This is a genomic window from Pirellulales bacterium, from assembly GCA_019636335.1.
Classification (GTDB): Bacteria; Planctomycetota; Planctomycetia; order Pirellulales; family JAEUIK01; genus JAHBXR01.
Map to the genome: position 1 here is coordinate 47,810 of JAHBXR010000015.1, position 24,362 is coordinate 72,171.

The 24,362-nt window shown below is 66.5% G+C and carries 1 protein-coding gene; it reads left to right on the forward strand.

The features are described 5' to 3' along the window. Positions 1–24,306: an SDR family oxidoreductase gene (locus KF708_15430; GenBank protein MBX3414078.1), complete on the forward strand. Its 24,306-nt coding sequence runs from the start codon at positions 1–3 to the stop codon at positions 24,304–24,306. The last annotated feature ends 56 nt before the right edge of the window (positions 24,307–24,362 follow it).

Below are 24,362 nucleotides of genomic sequence, written 5' to 3' on the forward strand. Positions count from 1 at the left end.
ATGACCCACGTCGATCCTATGGACCGGCCGCGGACGTTGGCCGATGCGCTCGATCGAGCGGCGCGCGATCCTCGTGGCGTCGGTCTCGTATTCGCCTCGGCGGAGACGAGCGATCGCCGGATGCCGTACGACGAACTGCGCGCCGCGGCCCAGCAGCTTCTAGCCGGTCTTGCCGCGGCCGGAGTGCGACGGGGCGATCGGCTCCTGCTTCAGTTGAGCGAGCCGGCCGATCTGCTACCCATGGTCTGGGCCTGCCTGCTGGGGGGGATCGTCCCCGCTCCCGTCCCCTTGGCGCCGGTGAATGCCACAGCCGGCGCGAAGTCGCCGCAGCGAGCCGCCTGGCGCCTGCTGGGGAGACCCCCAGTCGTAACCATCGCGGAGCACGCCCCGCAAGTGGCGCGCGCCCTGCAAGAGGAATCATCTCAGGCGTCTCCCTCGCTCCTCGACTTTGCCAACTTGCGCGAACTGCACCACGTGGCGTCCGCATCGTACGAGGCAACGCCACATGCCATGCATCCCGATGACGTGGCACTCGTCCTCTTCACTTCGGGGAGCACGGGGGGCGTGAAAGGTGTCCCCCTGCGACACCGCCATCTGCTGGCCATGACGCAAGGCACCATCGCCGCCAACGGCTTCACGCCAGACGACGTCACGCTCAACTGGCTCCCCCTCGACCACGTGGGGGCCATTTCGTTCCTGCACCTGATGCCGGTCGTGCTTGGTGCCGAGCAGGTACATGGATCGACCTCGCGCGTGCTGCAAGAGCCGCTGGCTTGGTTGGAATGGCTCGATCGTTTCCGCGCCTCGATTGCCTGGGCGCCGAACTTCGCCTTCCGTCGCATCCTCGATCGCGCGAACGAGATCGGGGCGCGTCCGCGCCCCTTCGACCTGGCGAAGCTGCGATTTCTCGTCAGCGCGGGTGAAACGGTCGTGCCCGAGACGGTACGCCGCTTTGCCGACCTGCTCGCCCAATATGGTCTCCCCGCCGACGCGATTCGTCCCGCGTTTGGCATGACCGAGACCTGCTCGGGCGTTACCTGGGGCGAACGCTTCGAGGTCGTCGCGTCCGACGATGGTCGCGAGGCCGTTTCGCTCGGGCCGGCGATTCCCGGCGCCGCTCTGCGCATCGTTGACGATGCCGATCGTCCTCTGCCTGAAGGGAGCGTGGGGCACTTGCAGTTGAGCGGCGCGTCGGTCTTCGATGGCTACTTGCCATCGGAAACGACGCCGGCATCGTCCCCCTTCACGCCCGACGGCTGGTTCCGCACGGGGGACATGGGCTTTCTCGCTACAGGTCGATTGGCGCTCGTAGGACGCGCCAAGGACGACATCATCGTCCACGGCGTTCACTACGCGGCCGCCGATATCGAAGCCGTCGTCGAATCGCTCGCCGGAGTGCAAACCAGCTTCACGGCTGCCTGCGCCGTGCGTCCCGCCGGTCGCGATACCGAGGCCGTGGCGATCTTCTATGCCCGCGATCCGGATGCCCACCTCGACGCGGCCTCGCTTGCCGCGCAGATTCGGCAACAAGTGCGAACACGCGTCGGCGTGTGGCCCGAGTTCGTGCTCGAGCTGCCGGCCGAGGAGATTCCCAAGACGTCGATCGGCAAGATTCAGCGTCCACGGCTGCGCGCGCGCTTCGAAGCGGGCGAATTCGCTCCCCTGCTGGCATCCGCGGCAGCGCCGCGGCAGGTCGTCTCGCAAGAGATAGCGCGTGGCGGCGCCGATTCGGTGCCGCGCCGGTTGGCGGCCCTATGTGCCGAGGTTTTCGGCGTGGCCGAAGTCGCCGCCGACACCAGCTTCTTCGAACTCGGCGGAACTTCGCTGCAACTGGCCGATCTCGAAGCCCGGCTCCGCGAGTGGCTGGCGGTCGAAGTCTCGGCCGCGGAATTGCTCGCTCATCCCAACGTCAACGCGCTGGCCCGACTGGTGCGCGAGCGCTTGCCGCGCCTTGCCGACACTCTGCCGGAAGCAGGACACACGTCAGACGATCCGGCAGCGACCGGCCGAATCGCATCACAGGGATCGGACCAGCGCATCGCCGTCATCGGCATGTCGGTGCGATTCCCCGGCGCTCCTTCCGTCGAGGAATTCTGGAACAACCTGCGTCAAGGGATCGAGTCGATTCGTCGTCTCTCGCCCGGCGAGCTGCGTGCCGCCGGCGTGCCGGAAGAACGGCTCGCCGATCCCCATTTCGTCCCGGCGGTGCCTTGGATCGATGGCATCGATCGCTTCGATGCCGACCTGTTCGGCTATAGCGAGCGTGAAGCGGCCGAGATCGATCCGCAGCAGCGTCTCTTTCTACGCGGGGCCTGGGAAGCGCTCGAAGCGGCGGGCTACGCGGCGGGCGAATCTCCGCTCAATGCCGGTGTCTTTGCCAGTGCCGGGGTGAACCTCTATCAAGAGGCGACGCAGCCGCCGACGGGACTCGACTCCGACTTCGAACAACGCCTGATTGCCGGCGCCGTCGATTTCATTGCCACGCGCACCAGCTACAAGCTCAATCTCAGCGGGCCAAGCGTCGGCGTGCAGACCGCTTGCTCGAGCAGTCTCGTCGCGGTCCACCTGGCGTGCCAGAGTCTGCTCGCAGATGAGTGCGAACTGGCGCTCGCCGGGGCGTCGTCTCTCTGGACGCTTACTCCCACGGGCTACACGTGGCACGAGGGGGGGCTCGCTTCGTCCGATGGCCATTGCCGCCCCTTCGAGGCGGATGCCAAGGGCATGGTCTTTGGCAATGGCGTCGGCGTCGTGGTGCTCAAGCGATTCGATCGCGCCGTGGCCGATGGCGATACGATCCACGCCGTGATTCTCGGCTCGGCGATCAACAACGACGCCGCCGCCAAGGCCGGCTTTGCCGCCACGGGGCTCGACGGACAAACCGCCGCTGCACGAGCGGCGCTCGACAAGGCCCGTGTCTCGCCCGACTCGATCTCGCTCGTCGAATGCCACGGCACGGGCACGCCGCTGGGCGATGCGATCGAGTTTGCCGCGCTGGCGGCCGCATTTCGCCACTCGACTGCGCGACGCAACTACTGTGCGATCGGTTCGGTGAAGGCGAATGTCGGGCATCTCAGCGTCGCCAGCGGTATCGCTGGTTTCATCAAGGCCGTACTTGCCCTCGAGCATGGTGTCATTCCTGGGATGCCGGGATACCGCTCGCCGAATCCTTACCTGCAGCTTGCCGAATCTCCCTTCGTGCTCGCCGCTGAAGCGCGCGCGTGGCCGGCGACCGACGGTCCGCGCCGGGCCTTGGTGAGCTCCTTGGGCCTGGGGGGGACGAACGCCCACGTCGTGCTCGAAGCCGCTGCGGAAACGTCGTCTACCCCACCGTCGTCAACGCGAGGTGGCGTGTACGCGTTGCCGATTTCCGCTCGAACGGACGCAGCACTGTGCGAGCTCGCGGCGCAACTGGCCGATCATCTCGAACATCATGCGGAGCTCGATCTGGCCGAGGTGGCCTTCACGCTACAGATGGGTCGCCGACTGCTCGAGCAACGCGCGGTTGTCGTCGCAACTGATCGAGACGACGCCGTGCGGCAGCTTCGCGCGCTCTCGACAACCGACGAGAAGAGTCGTCGCCGACGTCCCCTGGCTCCGTCGCCTGCCTTCGCGATTTCGGGAACGCTTCTCGCGCACGACGCGTTCGCCGAACTCACGGCAACAGAGCCCGCCTTCCGCGCGGCGGTCGACGAATGTCTTGAGGTGAGGCCGGGCGACTGGCAGTCGCTGGCCGATGCCGAGCCCCATTGCCGTGCGTTCGTCACGCAGTATGCCCTGGCGCGGTTCTGGCAAGCCTGGGGCTTGGAGCCCGCGGCGCTCGTGGCCGATGGCGTGGGAGAGCTGGCCGCCGCCTGCCTGGCAGGAGTGATGTCACTCGAGACGGCGCTGCAATTGCTCGTGCGGCGAGAGCAGCCCAGCACATCGCAACTTCGTCCACCGGCGATCCCCTTCTTTTCGCACACGACGCGCACGTGGCTCGACCGACTCTCCGCCACACGCCCCGAGCACTGGCTGACGGTGGCCAACCGGGAATTGGCCGAAGCGTCGGCCGAGGCGTCCGTGCTCGACGAAGATCACATTTTGTTGACGATCGCGCCCGACCTGGCGGTGCCGTTGCCGCCGGGCGTCCAGTTGCGCACCAAACTGGGCCAGCTCTGGTCGGCCGGTGTCAATGTCGATTGGAACCGCTGCGGATCACCCGGTCGCCGGCGGCGCGTCCCCTTGCCGACGTATCCCTTCCAGGAACGCAGCTACTGGCTTCCGAGCCGCTCGCCCAGCGCTCCGCCGCGAACCTTGCCGCCGACGCACGCCGCGATCAAGACGGTCGAGCACGCTATGCCGCCAGTGTCGGCCGTCGACCTCAGCACCGTGCGCGGGCTCCGTCAGCAGATCGCCGACGAGCTCGCGCACGTCATGCAACGCCCGACGCGCGAGATCGATCCCGTACGCAACTTCCTCGATCTGGGGCTCACGTCGCGCGGCGCGACTCAACTTGCGCAGACGTTGAGCGATCGATTGGGCCTGGCCATCGATCCGACCTTGCTGCTCGTGCATTCGACGGTCGAACGGCTGGCACAGCATCTCGCCGTCCAAACCGCCCCTGCACCGCAGAGCGTCCACACAAGTACGATTGAACTCACCAACGAGACGAGCGAGTCTGGGCACCCCATCCCGCAGCCGGACGCGACTACACATCGCGGCGCCGAGCCCTCTGGCGATTTTCCCATCGCCATCATTGGTCTCGGGTGTCGCCTGCCGGGCGCCAAGCATCCCGGCGAGTTTTGGGAGCTCTTGCGGAACGGTCGCGAGGGCGTGGGCTCGCTCGCCGACGAGCGGCGCGCCGATCTGGGCTTGTCGACCACGTCCGAGATCGATGCATGCCTCGTGCGAGGCGGGTTCCTCGATCGCGTGGCCGAGTTCGATGCTCCCTTCTTCGGCTTCTCGGGGCGCGAAACGCGGCACCTCGATCCCCAGCAGCGACTCTTCCTCGAGATCGCCTGGGAGACCATCGAGCAGGCGGGATACTCTCCCGAGGAGTTGGCCCGATCGCGAACCGGAGTCTTTGCCGGCGCCACATCGGTCGACTACCTGCGCCACCTCGACCGCGCCGGCGCCCAGCGCGAGGCGCACGTCGCCACGGGCAATACGTTGGCGATGATCGCCAACCGCGTTTCCTACCTGTTCGACTTCCACGGTCCCAGCATCACGGTCGACACGGCCTGTTCGGCCTCGTTGCTGGCCGTGCATCTCGCCTGCCAGAGTCTCCGCTCGGGCGAGTCGGAGCTTGCGCTGGCCGGCGGGGTGAATCTGATCCTGAATGCCGACAGCACCGTGGCCTTGGCTGCGGCCGGCATGCTCGCGCCGGGGGGCGCGTGTCGCACCTTCAGCGCCGACGCCGATGGCTACGTGCGTGGCGAAGGGGCCGCCGCCGTGCTGCTCAAGCCTCTCGAGCGGGCGATCGCCGATGGCGACACCATCTGGGGCGTGATCCGCGGCAGTGCCACGAATCACGACGGCCATACCAAGGGTGGTTTCACGGCACCGAGCGTGGCGGCGCAGCGCGATTTGTTGATCGCCGCTTACCGCGCTGCCGGCCTTTCGCCCGCGGCGGTCTCGTGCCTCGAAGCGCACGGCACCGGCACCGAACTCGGCGATCCGATCGAGCTCGCCGCGCTGGCCGAGGCCTTCCAGGCAGCCGGCGCCGCGACGGCCTCGATCGCTCTCGGCTCGGTGAAGACGAATCTGGGGCATCTCGAAGCGGCGGCGGGAATTGCCGGCCTTCTGAAGCTGGTGCTCGCGCTCCACCACCGCGAGCTTCCACCCAGCCTGCGCATCGCCGCACCCAACGCGCACATCGACTTTACACGCCTGCCGTTCTACGTGAACGATCGCCTGCGCCCCTGGTTGGCCGAGACGCCGCGCCGCGCGGGAGTCAGCTCCTTTGGAGCCGGTGGCGCCAACGTTCACGTGGTGTTGGAAGAAGCGCCCGAGCTCGTCTCGCGCGGCAGGCCGACCGACGAACCCTGCCTGTTCCTGCTTTCTGCCGCGACAGCCACCGCGCTGGCCGAGCAAACGTTGCAGCTACGCGACTATCTCAGCAGCCCCTCTGCGGCCGATCCCCCTGTGGCCGAATTGGCCGAGCTGTGCGATACGCTCGGCCGGGGTCGCACGCAGATGCCCCATCGCCTGGCGATCGTGGCTCGGCATCGCGACGAGCTCTGTGCCAAGCTCTGGGCACTCGCGCAGTGGGATTCTCGCCATGCAATGCAGAGCATGCTCGTCTACGCGGGCGAACCGCGCGACGAACGCTCCTTGGTCGAGCATTGGCAGCATCGACTGCAACCGGTGCTGGAGCGACTTTCTCCCGCTGCGCTCGCGCGCCTGGCGGCGGCCTGTCATGGCCGCGTGTACGAAGAGTCGTGCGCGGGCTGGATCGAAGCACGGCTCGCCAAGAGCTCTCCGCCTGCCGAGGGCCAAACGCTTGCCGAACGTGAGGGTGTCGCACTGCTAGCCGCCGCCGCGGAAATGTTCTGTGCCGGCATCGCCGTGCGTTATGAGGCGCTCTTCGACCGTCCGCTGAGCCGGCGCGTGCCGCTGCCGACCTACCCCTTCGAGCGTCGCAGGTATTGGATGGATCTACCGGCCGGCACAACGCGTGAGATCGTGCCGACATCCATGCCGGTGGCGGAGCCCGAGATCGAATCCCCCGCTGCGCGCGAACAGGCTTCGGCGGATGTGACGGCATCTGACCTGCCGGCGGAGCTTCGCTCGCTTTGCGTCGAGCTGCTGGCCGAGATGCTCGAAGTGTCAGCGTCCCAGATCGACGTGAACCGTCCCTTCGTCGAGTTGGGCGTCACCTCGCTGCTGGCGGTCGAGCTGGCGCTCGATCTGGGGCAGCGCACCGGTCGCCCGTTGCCGACGCGACTGCTGTTCGACTACTCGACGGTCGAAAAGCTCGTAGCCGGCCTGATCGACGAACATCGCGTGACGGGGATTGGTCGCGACCGTACGAGCGCGGCCCCCCCCACGATCGCCGGCGCCGCGCCGCCCCAACACGCCGTTCGGCACGACACGCGCCCGAGCGTGGCAGCATCGCCAGCGTCATCAGCGGACGCACCGCATCCGTTCGACCCGCGCCATGCGGTCGCCATTGTGGGCCTGGCCGGACGATTTCCCCGGGCCGAGACGCTGGCCGAGTTCTGGAACAACCTGGCCGAGGGGCGCGACGCGGTTGGTCCCATTCCAAAACAAGATTGGCTCGCCGCGCGCGACGTGCCGGCCACGCCGTGTGGTCCGCTCGATGCCATGTTGCCGCAGGGCGCCTTCCTCGATCGTGTCGACCTGTTCGATGCGGCCTTCTTCCACATCGCCCCGCGCGAAGCGCGGCTCATGGATCCGCAGCAACGAATCATGCTCGAAGTGGCCTGGGAGGCCTTCGAGTCGGCCGGCTATGTCGGGCCGCGGATCGAGCCACTTTCGGTCGGCGTGTTCATCGGCACCGAGCCGGGTCAGTACCTCGAACGGCTGCACCAGGAAGGTTCGGCCAGCCAGGGGCACGCCGGCACCGGCAACGCCACCACGATGATCGCCAATCGCATCTCCTACTTCTTCGATTTGCGCGGGCCTTGCCTGTCGATCGATACCGCCTGCTCCTCGTCGCTGGTCGCCCTGCATCTGGCCGTACAGAGCCTGCGGCAGGGAGAGTGCGATCTGGCCCTGGTCGGCGGCGCGCACGCGGGACTGGCCGAGACGCACCATCGCATGCTCGAGCAGTTGGGCGCGCTTTCGCCCAGTGGCCGCTGCCGCACCTTCGACCGTCAGGCCGATGGCTACATCCTGGGCGAGGGGGTCGGCGCGGTGCTGCTCAAGCGGCTCGATCGCGCCTTGGCCGAGGGCGATCCGATTCATGGCGTGTTGCTCGGCACGGCGGTCAATCATGGTGGGCAATCCTCGGGGCTCACCGTGCCGAATCGTGCGGCGCAGCAGCGCGTCATTCGTGCCGCCCTCGACGACGCGCGCGTGCGGGCCGGCGAACTGAGCTACGTCGAGGCGCACGGTACCGGCACGGCGCTGGGCGATCCGATCGAAGTGGCCGCGCTCGCCGAGGTCTTCGCGGCGGATACCGCGGAGCGGCAGTTCTGCGCCATCGGTTCGGTCAAATCGAACATCGGGCACCTCGAGGCGGCTGCCGGTATGGCGGGGCTCATCAAGGTGCTGCTGGCGATGCGGGCCGAGCAGCTCCCCCCCACGCTGCACTACCACGCAGCCAATCCGGCCATCGACTTTGCGGCCACGCCCTTCTATCCCGTCGTCTCCGCACAGGCATGGCCCCGCGGTTCGCGGCCGCGCATGGCCGGCGTCAGCGCGTTCGGCATTGGCGGAACGAATGCTCATGCGGTCATCGCCGAGTGCCCCCCGAGCGCGCAGCCAGCCGCCGATCGAGCGGCAAACGGCGGCGAACAGTTGCTCGTGTTGTCCGCACGCTCGAGCTCGGCTTTGCGCCGCATGGCGTTGAATCTGGCCGATGATCTCGCCGCCCACGAGGACGCTACCCTCGCCGACGTGGCCTATACGCTGGCCGTGGGCCGTCGAGCGTTTGCCGAGCGACTGGCAATGATCGTGTCGACGCGCGACGAGGCCATCGCCCGTCTGCGCGAATTCGCTGCTTCCCCGGCGCTGTCCTCCGAGCGGCAGCGCTGGTGGCACGGCCGTGCCAAGGCACAGGGGGCAACGTCTCGCGATGCCGCGTCGGGCGATTCGCTCGTTTCGCTGGCAGAAGCCTTTGTACGGGGCGAGGCGATCGTCTCCGCCTTCGCGGCGTCCGCGTCCGGACGCCTCGTGTCGCTGCCGACCTATCCCTTCGAGCGCGAACGCTACTGGATTGCCAGCTTCGCGCATGAAACGCCAGAATCCAAACAACCCCTACCGCCGCGCGACGAAACGCGCGACGTGACTGCACCCCCCAGGTTATTGCCCGCCGAACGCCGCTTGCTGCTCGCGAGCGACGAAGGCGCAAGCCGTGGAGTAACACCGTTGACGAAGACTGAACGCATCGAACCATCGTTGGCCGAGGATGGCATCGCGGTAATTGCGATGGCCTGCCGTTTCCCCGATGCGGAGACGCCGGAGGCCTTCTGGCAAATCGTTGCAGGGGGCAAAGACGCCGTCGAGGAGGTGCCGCGCGCGCGGTGGGATTCTGGCCGATTCTTTGATCCCACCGGCGAGCGAGCCGACACGAGCGTCTCGAAATGGGGAGCGCTGCTGAAGAATTTCGACTTGTTCGACGCAGACGTCTTTGGAGTATCGCCGCGCGAGGCCCGCTGGATGGATCCGCAGCAGCGCACGCTGCTCGAGACCACTTGGGAACTGTTCGAACGGGCCGGCTATCAGCCGAAGCAACTCGCCGGGCTGGCCACGGGCGTCTACATCGCCGTCAACTCGATCGAGTACGGTGGCATTCTCAGCAAGCTCGGCATCAGTCGCGAAGCGCACAAGTACGTGGGGGCCACGCCCGCCACGATCGCCACGCGGCTGTCCTATGCCATGCAGTTGCGCGGACCGAGCCTGGTCATCGACTCGGCGTGCAGCTCGTCGCTCTTGTCGATCCATCTCGCGTGCCAGGGCATTCGCTCGGGCGACGCCGACCTGGCCGTGGCGGGCGGAGCGAGCCTGAGCGTGAGTTGGCCGGGCTGGGTCGTGCTGAGCCACTTCAAAATGCTCTCGAAGGATGGTCATTGCAAGGCGTTCGACGCGCGGGCTGACGGTTTTGTCCGCGGCGAGGGAACCGGCGTCATCCTGCTCAAGCGCCTCTCGCGCGCGCTGGAAGATGGCGATCGGATCCTGGGCGTGATTCGCGGTTCGGCCGTCAATAACGATGGTCGACTCAAGGCCGGCCCTCAGGCTCCCAGCCCCCTGGCGCAACGCGACTGTCTGCTGACGGCCTACGAGCGCACGGGCGTGAACCCCGAGTCGGTGGGCTACTTCGAAACGCACGGCACCGGCACCGAACTGGGCGATCCGATCGAATTCGACGGCATGACCGAGGCGTACGCGCGTTACACGTCGCGACGGGCCTATTGTGCCATCGGCTCGGTGAAGACGAACTTCGGCCACCTCGAGTCGGCCGCCGGCGTGATCGGTCTGATGAAGGCGATCTTGTGCCTGCACCACAAGCAACTGCCGCCGACGCTGCACTTCGAATCGCCGAATCCGCACATTGACTTCGAACGCAGTCCTTTTTATGTGAACGATCGTTTGCGTCCCTGGCCATCGCAGGTCCCGCGACGTGCCGCGGTCAGCTCGTTCGGCATGGGGGGGACGAACGTCCACATGGTGCTGGAAGAAGGGCCGGCCGTGCCGAGGCCGACCGCGCGAACGGCATCCGGATCGCATTTATTACTTCTCTCGGCTCGCAGCACGACGGCGCTCGAACAACTCGTGGCGCGTTACGTAACATTTCTGGCCGAGCAGCCGACGGTCGACCTCGACGACCTATGTTATACGGCGAATTCCTCGCGCGTGCCGATGCGCGAGCGCCTGGCGATCCGCTTTGCCACGCGCGACGAGTTAGTGCGCGCGCTCCGTGAAATCACCGAACGCGGTTTGAACGCCACCTCGGCCGGACCACGCTGGTATCGGGCGGACACCACCTCGCGCGACGACGCGGCGCAGTGGGCGCGAACACACGCGGCAGCGGACCTGCAGCGTCTCGATCCGGTGGCCCACGGGCGGCTGCAAGCGGCGTTCACCGGAACCATCGCCACGACGCTGTTCGACGAGCGATCGGCGGACGGCACGGCGACGCATGCCACGAGCACGCCGCACTCCACCGCGGCAGCGCTCGATCATGTCATCGCCACACTATTTGCCGCCGGGGCGACACTCGATTGGGGGCAATTCGACGAGGGCACAGGGCGCCGGCGCATCGTCCTGCCGACGTACCCGTTCCAGGGAAAGCACTACTGGCTCGGACGAACGAGCGACCAACCCTTTCTCGATCTCGAGTTCCCGGACCGGCAGAGCTTGGACGAGCCGGTTCCCGCGCCGACGCCACCGGCCTTGTCGTCCACGCCGCTTCCGCCATCGAGCGAACGCCTGGCAGAGACCGCGGTCGAGACATCGAACACCGCGACGGATGCCCTGTCGGCACGGCCTGAGCCCGTAGCGGCGCCGCGAACGCGCGACATGACGGGTGCTATCGCGTCGCCCGACACTGCGTCGCTCTTGCTCGAGTCCGTTTGGGTCGCCGCCCTGCCCGGCGTGAATCGATCGGCACGTCAAGGAACCTGGTTGATCTTCATCGATGAGTTGGGCATTGGCGATCGAGTGGCGGAGCAACTCCGCGCGGCGGGTTCACGTGCGATCTGTGTACGCGCCGGCAAGCCCTTCGCGGGATTGTACGATGACAAGGCCGAACTCGATCCACGGGGCGATAATGAATACGAACGATTGTTCGAGACGATCCGCGCCGAGAGTGGCGAGTTGATGGGGATCGTCCACCTGTGGACCTGCCGGCCGGCGCCTGGCGACGAAAACTCCTGGACCAAGCGCGAGCCCGAAATCACCCTGGGCTTGGAAAGCCTCTTTCAACTCGCGCAAACGCTAGCTCGTCATCAACGGCTGCAACCGTCGCTCGTCGAACTGTTGGCCGTGACGTGGGACGCGCTGCCGTTGGCGGATGATCTTGCTGCGCTCGTGCCCGAGCGCGCCGGAATTGCCACCTTTCTGCATGCGTTGCGGTTGGAGTCGAGCCTGCTCGACTGCCGTGCGGTCGATATTGCCACTCGCGACGCTCAGAATGCCACCGCCGCGACCGCCGAGATCGTCTGGGATGAACTGAACACCGAACGGGCTGAACGATCGATCGCCGTACGCAACGGCCAACGCTGGAGCCGCGCGACCCGACCGGTCGCGCAGCAGTCGCAGCCCTTGCGACACGCGACGCTTCCCCACGATGGCGTCTACCTGGTAACGGGCGGATTGGGCGATGTCGGCGCGGCCCTGGCGGAATATCTTGCCCGCGAGACGACGGGACGCGCCAAGCTGATTTTGTTGAATCGAACCGCTCTGTCGGCGGATGCCTTGGCGTTCGCGTCGAGCGACGCGGAGGGCTGGCAACGGTATCTCGCCTCGGCGGCCGACGCCGAGACGACGCGCCGACTCGAACGGCTACGGCGACTCGCCGCGACTGGAGCACTTGTCCAGCCGGTGGCGGCCGACGTGGCCGATCCGCAGGCGATGCGGGAATTGGTGCAAGAGATCATTGCTCAGCATGGCCGGCTCGACGGCATCGTACATGCCGCGGGCATCCTCCGCGATAGCCTGGTGTGGAACAAGCCACGCCGCGAGTTTCACGATCTGCTCACGCCCAAGCTCATCGGCGCCTGGGCGTTGCACGCCGCCACGCGAGATTTGCCTCTCGAGTTCTTCGTGCTCTGTTCGTCGGTTTCGGCCTTCAATGCCATGCCGGGGCACGCCACCTATGCCGCGACGAACGCCTGCCTCGATGCCTTCGCGCACTGGCGTCGCGGCCACCTGCGGCTCTCGACCGTTTCGATCAACTGGGGCTTGTGGGGAGATTCCGCCACCGTCGCGCCGCGTTATCGCCAATGGTCGGCGACTCTCGGAGTCGGCTCGTTGTCACACGAAGATGGCCGGCGGGCCTTTGGGGTCGTACTCGGACTCGATAAGCCGCAGGTCGGCGTCCACCGCCGGCTGGCACATGCCAGCGGATTCGATTGGCAACGGGTCGCGATCGCCGCCGAGCAATCCGCTGAGCGGCAAGCTGTCGAGTTCCGCGAAAAATGGCTCTCCGTCGTGCGCGAGCTCGTCGAGCCGTTGGACGGATTGTGCGCGGCCTACATCGTTGATGCCTTCCGCCGGCTCGGTGTCTTCCTCGAGCCTGGTGAAAGCTGGCGCCTCGACGACCTGCGGCGGCGCCTCCGCGTGATTGCACGCTACGAGCGACTCCTCTCCGAGTTGCTCGACATCTTGGTGGCCGACGGCTGGCTGGTGCGCACCGACCAGGTTTATCGGGCTACGCGAGGTTTTGCTCACAACGTTCCTTCGCTCGATGTGAAGCAATATGTGCGCGTCGAGGCGTATCAACTCGACATGCTGCCGATGCTGGTCAACTGCGGTGAACATCTGGCCGAGATTCTGACCGGCGCGCGAGACCCGCTCGAGTTTCTAGTCCGTGGTGGTGGATTCGACGAACTGGCCCGCCTGTACTACGAATCGCTGCCCACGCGACACAGCGCGATGGTTGCCCGTGCCGCGCTTGGCGAGTTGGCCGTGCAGGCCGTGGCTCAACTGGAACGTGCCGAGCCGTTGCGCATCGTCGAGGTCGGCGGCGGCACCGGTTGCACGGCGTCGTATCTCTTGCCGGCGCTCGATCCAAGCCGGAGCCGGTATTGGTTGACCGACATTTCACCCGCGCTGATCGCCTGGACCAGACGTCACCTGGCGGCTCATCCCACGATCGACTACCTGGTTTGCGATCTGGAAAAGCCTCCCACGGAGCAGGGCCTGGCCGCGGGCGGCTACGACGTCGTCGTGGCGGCGAATGTCGTGCATGCGACGCGCGACGTCGTCCAGGCACTGCGCCATATCCGCACCTTGCTCGCGCCGGGCGGAATGCTGATCCTGACCGAGACGCCAGTCACTAATCGCACGGCGCTACTCACCTTCGGCCTCACCGAAGGCTGGTGGCGCTTTGCCGATCCACCGTTGCGTACGACATCGCCGTTGCTCTCGGTCGAGCAGTGGATCGAGGAACTCGCGCATCTCGGCTTCGAGGATACGATCTCCTTCCCTCGTCGGCCCGAGCTGGCGGAGATCGAACACATCATACTCGCGCGACGGGGAGCCAACACCGAACCCGCGGCAACCGTGGACGCGCGTCCCACTGAAGCACTCCCCACGTTCTCTCCGACCGGGGCAAAACAGCCCACCGAGACGCTAACCGCCGCCGCACCGCCCGCCACGGCGGCCTCGGCCAACCGACTCGTGCGACGCGTCGAAACGATCGTCTGCGAGGTGTTCGGCAAGGTGCTGGAGTTGGACGTCGACCGCGTCGATACCGACCGCTCGCTGCAGGAACAGGGGCTCGATTCGCTCATGGCCTTGCAGGCGATTGCACTGCTCAAAAACCGCCTCCAAGTGCAGTTCTTGTCACCACCTGCCATGTTCGAGTTTCCCACGGTCGAGGCCCTGGCGGCGCATCTCGCCGCGGGACTCGACCCCAAGGTGGCGGCCTCGCTGCTCGGCGCGGAACCAGAAATCTCGACCTCGGCTCCCGCGCCAGTCGAGCCACCAGCCGCCGCGCTGTCGATGACTCCGAACCCCGTCGCGGCGCCCCGCGATACGGTTGCCCTGGCCGCGCTCCCGCAGTCTCCCACTGTCGCGGCAACGGTGAAACAGCCCGTGTTGGCCGAGACGCCAGCGTCCGCGACTGCTACCGCGTCATCGTCATCGCGACACGACGTGGCCATCATCGGCTACGCCTTCCGCTTCCCCGAGGCCTCGAACGCCGAAGAATTCTGGCAGTTGTTGGCCACGGGTCGCGATGTCGTCGGGCCGGTGCCTGCCGAGCGGGTTCGACTGGCCGCCATCGATCCGGCGGCCGTGGCCGGTGCGGAAGGAGGATTCCTCCAGGGGGTCGATCAGTTCGATCCCCTCTTCTTCCGGCTCTCGCCGGCGGAAGCCGAACAGATGGATCCACGCCAGCGCATGTTCCTCGAGATCGGTTACGAGGCGCTCGAACACGCCGGCTACGGCGGCGGCAAGCTGAGCCAGACCCGCACGGGAATCTTTGTGGGAGTCAGTTCGGCCGACTACCAGTCGCCTCTGACGGCGTTACCCAACGAGTTCGCGGCAACCGGCGGCTCGGCGTCGATTCTAGCGAGTCGGCTGGCGTACTTCCTCGATCTCAAGGGGCCTGCCCTGCCGGTCGACACGGCCTGCTCGTCGTCGCTGGTGGCGCTGCATCTGGCGGTGCAGAGCATTCGACACGGCGAGTGCGACTTCGCACTCGCCGGGGGCGCGCACCTGAATCTGCGCCTGCGCAATTTTGCCATGTTCCGCCGCATGGGCGCGCTCGCTGGTTCGGGGCGTTGCCGTGCGTTCAGCGATCGAGCCGATGGCTTCGTCCCCTCCGAGGGGGTCGCCGTCTTGCTGCTGCGCCCCCTCGAAGCCGCACTCCGTGACGGCGACCAGATCTACGGTGTCATTCGCGGCACGGCCATCAACAACGACGGTCGCTCGAACGGCATCACCGCCCCTAATCCGCAGGCCCAGCGCGATTGCGTGCTCGAGGCCTGGTCCGATGCTGGAATCTCGCCCGAGACGATCGGCTATATCGAAGCGCACGGCACCGGCACGGCGCTCGGCGATCCAATCGAGGTCGACGCCTTGCGGCAGGCCTTCGGCAAGTTCACCGCGCAGCGCCAGTTCTGCCGCATCGGCTCGGTCAAGAGCAACATCGGCCACTGCGAGGCCACGGCCGGCCTGGCGAGCGTCATCAAAACGCTCCTCTGTCTCGACCAGAAGCAGATTCCGCCGAGTGTCCATTTTCAGATGCCGAATCGCTTCATCACGTTCGAGGATTCTCCCCTCGCGGTGTCCGATCGGTTGCAGGACTGGGACTCGGCAAACAGTCCCCGCCGCGCCGGTGTCAGCTCGTTCGGCTTCAGTGGTACGAACTGTCACGTCATCATCGAAGAGCCGCCCGCTCGCCCCGCGCCGCTAACGCAGCCGGGCAACGAGCCGCGCGTCCTCACGCTCTCGGCCCGCACGCCAGCGGCGCTGCGGCAATTGACCGGCAAGTACGCCGAGGTCCTGGCCACGCACCCCGATTGGCCGCTCGACGACCTTTGCGCCACGGTTGCCACGGGTCGGGCACACCTTGCCGAGCGACTGGCCGTGGTCGGAAGATCGATCGACGAGTTGCAGTCAAAGCTCGCCTCGCACCTGGCCGAACGACGCACCGAGTCACTTTTCACGGGCCAGGTTCGCGCACGCCGCGCGCCGCGCGTGGCGCTGCTCTTCAGCGGGCAGGGGGCCCAATATCTCGGCATGGGACGCGATCTCTACGCCACGCAGCCGGTTTTTCGCGCGGCGATCGACCGCGCGGCGAAATTGCTCGATCGCGAATTGTCGCGCCCGCTGCTCGACATCCTCGGGTATCTCTCGACGTCGAGCACGCCCTTGCGCGAAACGGCCGACGTACAACCGGCGCTCTTTGTGCTCGAGTATGCCCTCTGGGAACTGTGGAATTCGTGGGGCCTCTTCTGCGAGGCTGTCGCCGGGCACAGTTTGGGCGAATATGTCGCCGCGTGCGTCGCGGGTGTTTTCTCCTTCGAAGATGCACTCCGCCTCGTCGCGCGACGGGGCCAGCTCATGCAGCGCCTGCCCCGCGGCGGCGCAATGGCGGCCTGCTTTACCCCTGAAGCGAACGTGCTCGATCTCGTGGAGGCGTACCGAGATCGACTCGCGATTGCCGCAGTAAATAGCGATCAGAACACCGTCCTCTCGGGGGATGCGGCGGCGCTCGACCAGGTGCTGGCCGAACTGGAACGCCGAGGCGTCACCACGCATCGGCTCGAAGTGTCGCATGCGTTCCACTCGCCACTGCTCGAGCCCATGCTCGACGAGTTCCAGCGCTTTGCCGAATCGATCCCGCACGGCGCACCGCAGATCGACTTGATCTCGAATCTCACGGGCGGGCGCTTCGCGGTGGGCGAAGCGCCCCAGGCCGCCTACTGGCGACAACACGCGCGTTCGACCGTCCGCTTTGCCGACGACGTACGTGCGCTGGCCGCCGCCGGCATCGATACGCTGGTCGAGCTTGGCCCCGGAACAACGCTCACGAATCTCGCCCGGCAGGTCGCACCGCAGTCCGCAGCCTATGCGAGCCTTGCCCGGGGCATGGATGAGCGCGCCTCGCTCGCGGCCTGCACGGCGCAACTCTACGTGCATGGCGTGTCGCTCGCTTGGGAAGCGATCTTCGCTGGGCCGCATCGACGGATGGCCTTGCCGACCTATCCGTTCGAGCATCGCTCGTATTGGCTCGACGAACCGGCGCAAGCAGCGACCGTGGCAGCCGTACCGTCCCCCGTGTCACCAGACCGTCCGGCGACGAAGGCGCCATCGGCACCTCCCACTCCGCCCGCCAAACGCACGGACGACGCCGCGCTGTATCGGCTTGCCTGGCAACCGCTGCCGGCGGCAACTCTCCAGCGCGAGCTGCCCGAGGGGGTCTGGATCGTCTTCGACGACCAGCAAGGGCTCGCCGAACGAGTGCGCGCGCGCCTGGCGCAACAAGGGCACTCGGCCATCGCCGTGACGCTGGGACCAGGCTTCTCCCGGCTCTCCGAGCGACGATATTCGGTCGATCCCACGCAGCCCGATGACTTGCGGCAACTGATTGACGCGGCGATCGCCGAGTTCGGCGCCATCGCCGGCGTGTTGCATCTCGCGCACTATGGTGAAGCCGCGGCCTTGCAGGCGAGTCAGCTCGATGTCGAGCACGCGGTCATGTCTCCGGCCGAGGGCTTGATGCATCTGGCCCAGGCGCTCGCGCGCCGACCGGAGTTGTTCCGCCGCCCGGCGGGAGTTTCCCTGCTGGTGGCCACCTCGGGCGCACAGCCGCTCGACGGCGCGCGTTTGCCTTCGTTCCAATCCGCTGCCCTGCTTGGTCTCGCGCTCGTCTTGCCGCGCGAGCAGCGCGGGTTATGGCGCCGATCGGTCGATCTCGATCCGGCGCTTGACGTCGAACAAGCGGCCGAACAGATCTGGTTGGAACTAACCGATAACGGCGATCAGGCCGAAGTGGCCTATCGTGCCGGCGCACGCCTGGGCCGCGCGATCGAACGCGACGACAGCCCGGTTCCCTCGTCGATCGTCTGGCAGCGTGGCGGCGTCTATCTCCTCACGGGCGGATTGGGGGGCATCGGACGTTGTCTGGCCACACGGCTAGCGCAGGATTTTGACGCTCATCTCATCCTCACCGGGCGGCAAGAACTGCCCCCGGCCACGGTGTGGCAGAATCAGTCAACCCTGGCGGCACTGCCCGAGGCCGTGAGCGAGCGCGTCCGCTTCCTGCTACAGTTGCGCGCGTTGGGCGCGGCCAGCGTGGAATACATCGCGGGCGATAGCGCCGATCCGGCGCACGTCGAGCAAGTCTTCCGCCACGTGCAAGAACGACATGGCCGGCTCGATGGCGTGCTGCACCTGGCGGGCATCGTCGATTATGAACGTCTCGCCTTGCGGACGAAGACCCGCGAGTCGCTCCACGCGGTCTGCGTCCCGAAGGTCGCCGGAAGCTGGCTGATGGCCGAGCATGCCCGGCGTGCCGGTTGTCAGTCGATCGTGTTCTTCTCCTCCATTGCGACGCTCTCTGGCCCCCTGGGGGCAGCCGAAAGCGACTATGCCGCCGCCTGCCGTTTCCAGAACGTCTTTGCCGAATACCTGGTGCGGCAGGGTATGCCGGGCGCCCGCTCGGTTCTGCTCTCGGAGTGGGGCTCTGTCGGTTTGTTGGCCCGCTTCCGCGTGGGGCCGGTCGTGCGACAGCTTGGACTGTTGCCCATGTCCGAGCAACAGGCGCTCGAGCGGTTGGAGCGCAGTCTGGCCAGCCCCGGCGCTTGTTCGATTTTGCTGCTCCCCGATCGTTCGCGCTTCGACGCGGCGCTCATGCTGCGCGATTCGATCGAAGACGAGGCTGACGACTCCGGTCAAGAATCGCCTTCGTCATCCGCCGACGACCTGGCGAAGAACGCGGCGTCGCTCGTGCCCGCATCGCTCGCGCCGCGCGTGCAGGTGCTGGCGGACGAAATGATCGCCGACCTGGAGGGGCTGGTGGGCATCGACACGATGCTCGATCTGCTGCCAGGCCTGGGCGCCGCCGCGGCCTTTGCCTCCGTGGGGCTCTTCCCCCACCCCCTGGCGCGGCATTCCGAAAGCGAGATCATCGGCCGGCTCTCGCTCGCGCCGCGCTATCATCGTCTCTTGCAGCGCATGCTGCGCATGCTCGAGGCATCGAAGCGTCTGGCACGCGACGGCGACGATTGGGTTTCTTTATTGGCCTTTTCGCCCACCGTGTCCGAGACCCTGTGGCAAGAGGCGATCCGCCGCTTCCCCCATGCTCAGGCCATCTTCGACATGCTGCGTCGCGGCATCGAAGCACTGCCCGAGGTGCTGGCCGGGCGCAAAGATCCGATCGAGGTGCTCTTTCCCAAGGGCTCGATGGACAATGCGCACGCGATCTATCGCGAGTCGGCCCTCACGGCCTTCTACAATCGCGTGGCCGCCGAACTGGTGTTGGCCAAGGTACGCGAGAAGGGAGCAGGACAGACGTCGTCGATCATCGAGATCGGCGCCGGCACCGGTGGAACCACGTCGCGCATCCTGCCGTTGTTGCCGCGCGATCGGGTCGACTATCTGTTCACCGATCTCTCGGCCGGTTTCCTCAATCAGGCCGAGGCGCAGTTCCACGGCTTCACCTTCCTGCGTTATGGGGTGCTCGATATCGAGCGTCCTCCCGTCTCGCAGCGCGTGCCGGAAGCACAGTTCGACATCGCCATCGCGGCGAATGTCTTGCACGCGACCAGGCGGCTCGACGAGACGGTGGCCCACGTTCGCCGGCTCTTGCGGCCGGGGGGGATGCTCGTCCTGCTCGAGTCGACGCATGCCGCCTGGTGGGTCGATCTGACGTTCGGGCTCACCGAAGGCTGGTGGCGCTTCGAAGACACTCACCTGCGCCAGGAGCATCCCTTGCTCTCGATCGAGGCCTGGCAGGATCTGCTCGCTCGGCATGGCTTCGAGCGGGTCGAGGCCGTGCGTGCCGAGTCGTTCGGTGTCGAACGCGCGAACGATCACTTGATCCTGGCCCGCGCCGATCAATCGGTCGTCACCTCGCCAGATGCACAACCGAGTGTGCCCCCTGCCACGACGTCTGCACGGACCCCCGCGACCAGGCCGACCGTAACGGCGGAATTCTCTGTCGAGGATGCCGCTGGTTTGATCGCGCAGTATCTCACCGAGTTGTTCGGTCGCATGTTGCGCTTGCCGGTCGAAGAGCTTGGCCCCGACGCCAACTTCATGGACCTGGGATTCGACTCGATCGGTGCGCTGCAGATTCGCAATGAGCTGGCGAAACAGTTCGGTCTGGATCTGGGGGCGACATTGCTCTTCCGCTATCCGTCGATTCGCGAGTTGACCGACTTCCTCGCCCGGCACGACGAGTACGGACCTCGTATTACGGCGAGCCTGCGTGCCGATACCGAAGAGAGCACTCCGTCGGTGGTCGAGGCGTCATCGCCGCAGGCGGCTACCTCGATTGCCCCCCCTGCCGAATCGATGGCCGTCCCCGTGGAAGTCACTCGACCCGACGAGTTGATTCCTGTGACGATGGTGCCAGTTGTGAACGAACCGGCCCCCCCCCAGGTGAACGGGGCCAAGAGCGGCATCGCTCGTGCGATCGACGACGTCTCGGCCAGCGATATCGCCGTCGTGTCGTTGTCGTGCCGCTTCCCGGGTGCGAATTCCCCCGAGGAGTTCTGGCGCAACTTGCGCGGCGGAGTCCATCAAAAAGGCGAATGTCCACGCGAGCGCTGGGCTTGGTGGGGGTTGCCCGAAGGAGGAAGAGGTTCGGAGCGAATTCGATACGTGGGAGCGTTTCTCGACAATCTCACGGACTTCGACCCCTACTTCTTCCACATTTCTCCCCCCGAAGCCCGCACGATGGATCCGCAGCAGCGGCTCATGCTCGAGTTGGCGTGGGAGGCTTTCGAACGAGCGGGCTATCGCGCCGGAGATGAACGCATTCGCCGTTGCGGCGTCTATCTGGGACTGGTGAGCTACGATTACGCTGCGCTGCTTTGCGCCGCGATGCGCGATCCAGGCGCCCATGCTCTGACCGGCTCGGCCGTGCCACTGATTGCAAACCGCATTTCGTACAACCTCGATCTGCGTGGCCCGAGCCTGACGATCAACACCGCCTGTAGCTCGTCGCTCGTAGCCGTCGGCATGGCGTGCCAGAGCTTGCTGTCGGGGACCATCGACGTGGCGCTCGCGGGGGGGATAAATGCTCTGCTGAATCCCGAGGCCAGCGCCGTCGTCTCGGAATACGGCATGCTGGCCGAGGACTTCATCTGCAAGGCCTTCGATGACCATGGCGACGGATTCGTCCGCGGCGAAGGGGGCGCGATCGTGCTCCTCAAGCGTCTGAGTGACGCGCTGCGCGACGGCGATCAGATTCTGGCCGTCATCAAGGCAGCGGCCACGAACAACGACGGCCGCAACAAGGCCAGCATCTCGGCTCCCAGCCCCCGAGCACAAGAAGAGGTATTGTGCGATTCATGGCGAGCCTGTGCCGTTGATCCGGGCGAGTTGGGCTACTGGGAGGCCCACGGCACGGGCACGGCCCTGGGCGATCCGATCGAAGTCGACGGCGCGACCACGGCGTTGCGCCACTGGACTGCGAAACGCAGCTACTGCGCCCTCGGCTCGGTGAAGTCGAACTTCGGGCATCTGGAGGGGGCAGCGGGGATCGCGGGCTTGGTGAAGACGATCCTGGCCGTCTCGCAGGGCGAGATTCCCCCGACGCTGCACGTCACCAGCCCGAACCGCCAGATCGCATTCGAGAACAGCCCCTTCTACATCAACGACCGCCTGCGCCCCTGGCGGAGCGAAACGCCGCGCTTGGCCGCCGTCAGTTCCTTCGGTCTCGGCGGCACCAATGCACATGTCATCGTGCAGCAAGCACCGGCGCACGCCGCTCGACCAGAGGGAGAGCGCCTGCGGCAGCCGCAACTGTTGATGATCTCGGCGCGCAGCCAGGGGGCACTGGGCCGTTTGGTGGCCGCGTATCACGCGCGGCTTTCGACCGGAGCCCCTTGGGAACTCGCCGACGTCTGCTTCACGGCAGCGTGCGGCCGCAATCATTTCGATCACCGCGTGGCGATTGTCGCGCACGATGCCGAGCAACTGCTCGACCGCTTGCAACTGACCAAGTTGAGCGGCACGGCCGCGGGGCTCGACAGTTCAGGCATCTTCGTCGGTGGCCCCGATGGATTGCCGCGCGACGAAGAACGCACGATTCTACGCAAGCTCGAACAGTTGCCCGCGCACGCACGCAAGCTGTTGGCCAGTTGGTGCCTGGGGGGCGTGCCCGAAGGTATTGCCGAGATGCTTCCTCCCGCCGAGCGCCCGTTGGAGCCGGACGAGCGGCAGCCCAACTTGTCGCACGCGGCCTGGGACAACCTGCTCGCCGTGCTGGGATGGCTCTATGTACAGGGCGTCCGTGTCGATACCGCGGCCATCTATGTAGGGCTCGAGCATCGCCGAGTGCTGTTGCCCACCTATCCTTTCGAACGCCAGCGGTGCTGGGTCGATTTGCCTCCGGTCTCTGTCGCGAGCGATCTGCCGGACGCCGTGTCGCGAGGCGTGCCCGATGGCTCGCGGCCGGCGCCTCGCTCGCCCGAGCAACGTCCGGCGCCCCCCGCAGGTCAAGCAGCCGCGATTTATGCCCCGACGTGGAAGCCGTGGACGCCCCCCCTCGAGGCCCTACCGGCGGAAACCGCGACCTGGCTCGTCTTCAGCGATGGCGGCGCGCTCAGCGAACGCGTGCTCGAAGCCTTGCGCGAACGCGCCGAGCAGGTGGTCGAAGTGCGCCGCGGCCGAGAGTTTGCCACGATCTCGGATCGGTTGTTCGAGATCGATGCCGATCATGCCGCCGACTACAGCCAGGTGCTCGAACGAATCGTTGCCACCAGGCTCCACGTAGTTCATCTCTGGTGCAGTGGGGCGGGCAAACAGGCGGCGGGGTCCCTCAATGAGTTGGACGAGCAGATGGGTCTCGGCACGCGCAGCCTCTACTACCTGGTGCGCGCCTGGTCGAAGCAGGAGATTGCCGGCCGCTTGTCGATTCGCGCGGTCACGCGTGGCGCATCTCCGTTTGAGTCTGACGGGCAGGCCATCGTGCCCGAGCAGGCGGCCGCGGCAGGGCTACTGACGTCGCTCGCGCTCGAAGACCCCGCCATCGCCACGCAGGCGATCGATCTACCACCAGCCAATGCCGAAGGGCAAGTCCACCTGCTGATCGAAGAGCTGCTGCGCATGCCCACCGAGCCCGAGCTCGTGCTGCGTGACGAACGTTGGTTGGTGCCACGCCTGGAACCGCTCGATCAATTGGCGACGGGACGCCGGCAGCTTGCGATTCGACATGGGGGCGTCTACCTGGTGACGGGTGGGCTGGGCGGACTGGGACGCGAGCTTTGCCGCTGGCTGGCCGGCAAGTACGCCGCGCGGTTGATTATCACCGGACGCAGCGCCTTGCCCGCCGAGGCCGACTGGGCGAATTGGCTCGCCACTCACGATGCCGACAATGCGACTTCCCTCCGTCTGCGGGCGATGGAAGAACTGCGCGCCGTCGGGGCCAAGGTGACCTACGCCGCGGTCGATGTGGCCGACCTGCCGGCGATGAACGGCCTGCTACGCGACGTGCGACGCGAATATGGCGAGCTCAACGGGGTCTTCCACGCCGCGGGGACACTGCACGACGGATTGCTCGCGCGGAAGAAACGCCAGCATCTCGACGACGTGTTGCGTCCCAAGCTGCTCGGCGCCTGGGTACTCGATCATGTGACGCGCGGCGAAGGGCTCGACTTCATGGTGCTGTTCGGCTCGGTCGCTACCTGGACCGGCAGCCCGGGCCAGTGCGAATACGTGGCGGCGAATCGTTATCTGGCGGCATACGCCCATTGGCGCCAATCGCAAGGACGTCCCACTTTGGCCATCGACTGGGGGCTGTGGGGCGAAGCCGGCATGGGGGCCCATCTCGTCGAGCGCGCGCGCGTAGAGGGTGTTTTAATGCCCATGGCCAGCGCGGCTGCCTTGCGGCAATTGGAGCGGGCAATGCTGCTCGATACCCCTCAGTTGGCGATCGCTGAGTTCGGGCCAGCCTGGCCGCCTGGACGAACGCATCAAACACCCGTGGTTTCGTCCAGCGTTGGCGAACCATCGCACTCAGATGCGACGGGGGGCACGAATGATGTCGAAACCTACCTGCTGGGCGTTCTCTCGCGCCTACTCGAGACCCCCCTCGAGCGACTACAAAGTACCGCCAGTTTCGCCGATTTGGGGTTCGATTCCGTCCTGATGCTGCGCTTCAACCGTGAGCTGGAGGCCCGTTTCGGCCAAAGTGTCGGGTTTGAGCTGTTGCGGCGTTTTCCCACGCCGAAGGAACTGGCCGCGCACCTGCAAGCCGAATCGGAAGGGAACCCGGCAGGCCAAATGAGCGCGGTTTAGTTCCCGGCCATCACCCCCCCGATAGGTATGCGATCACCCTGATTTCCCTGCCACGG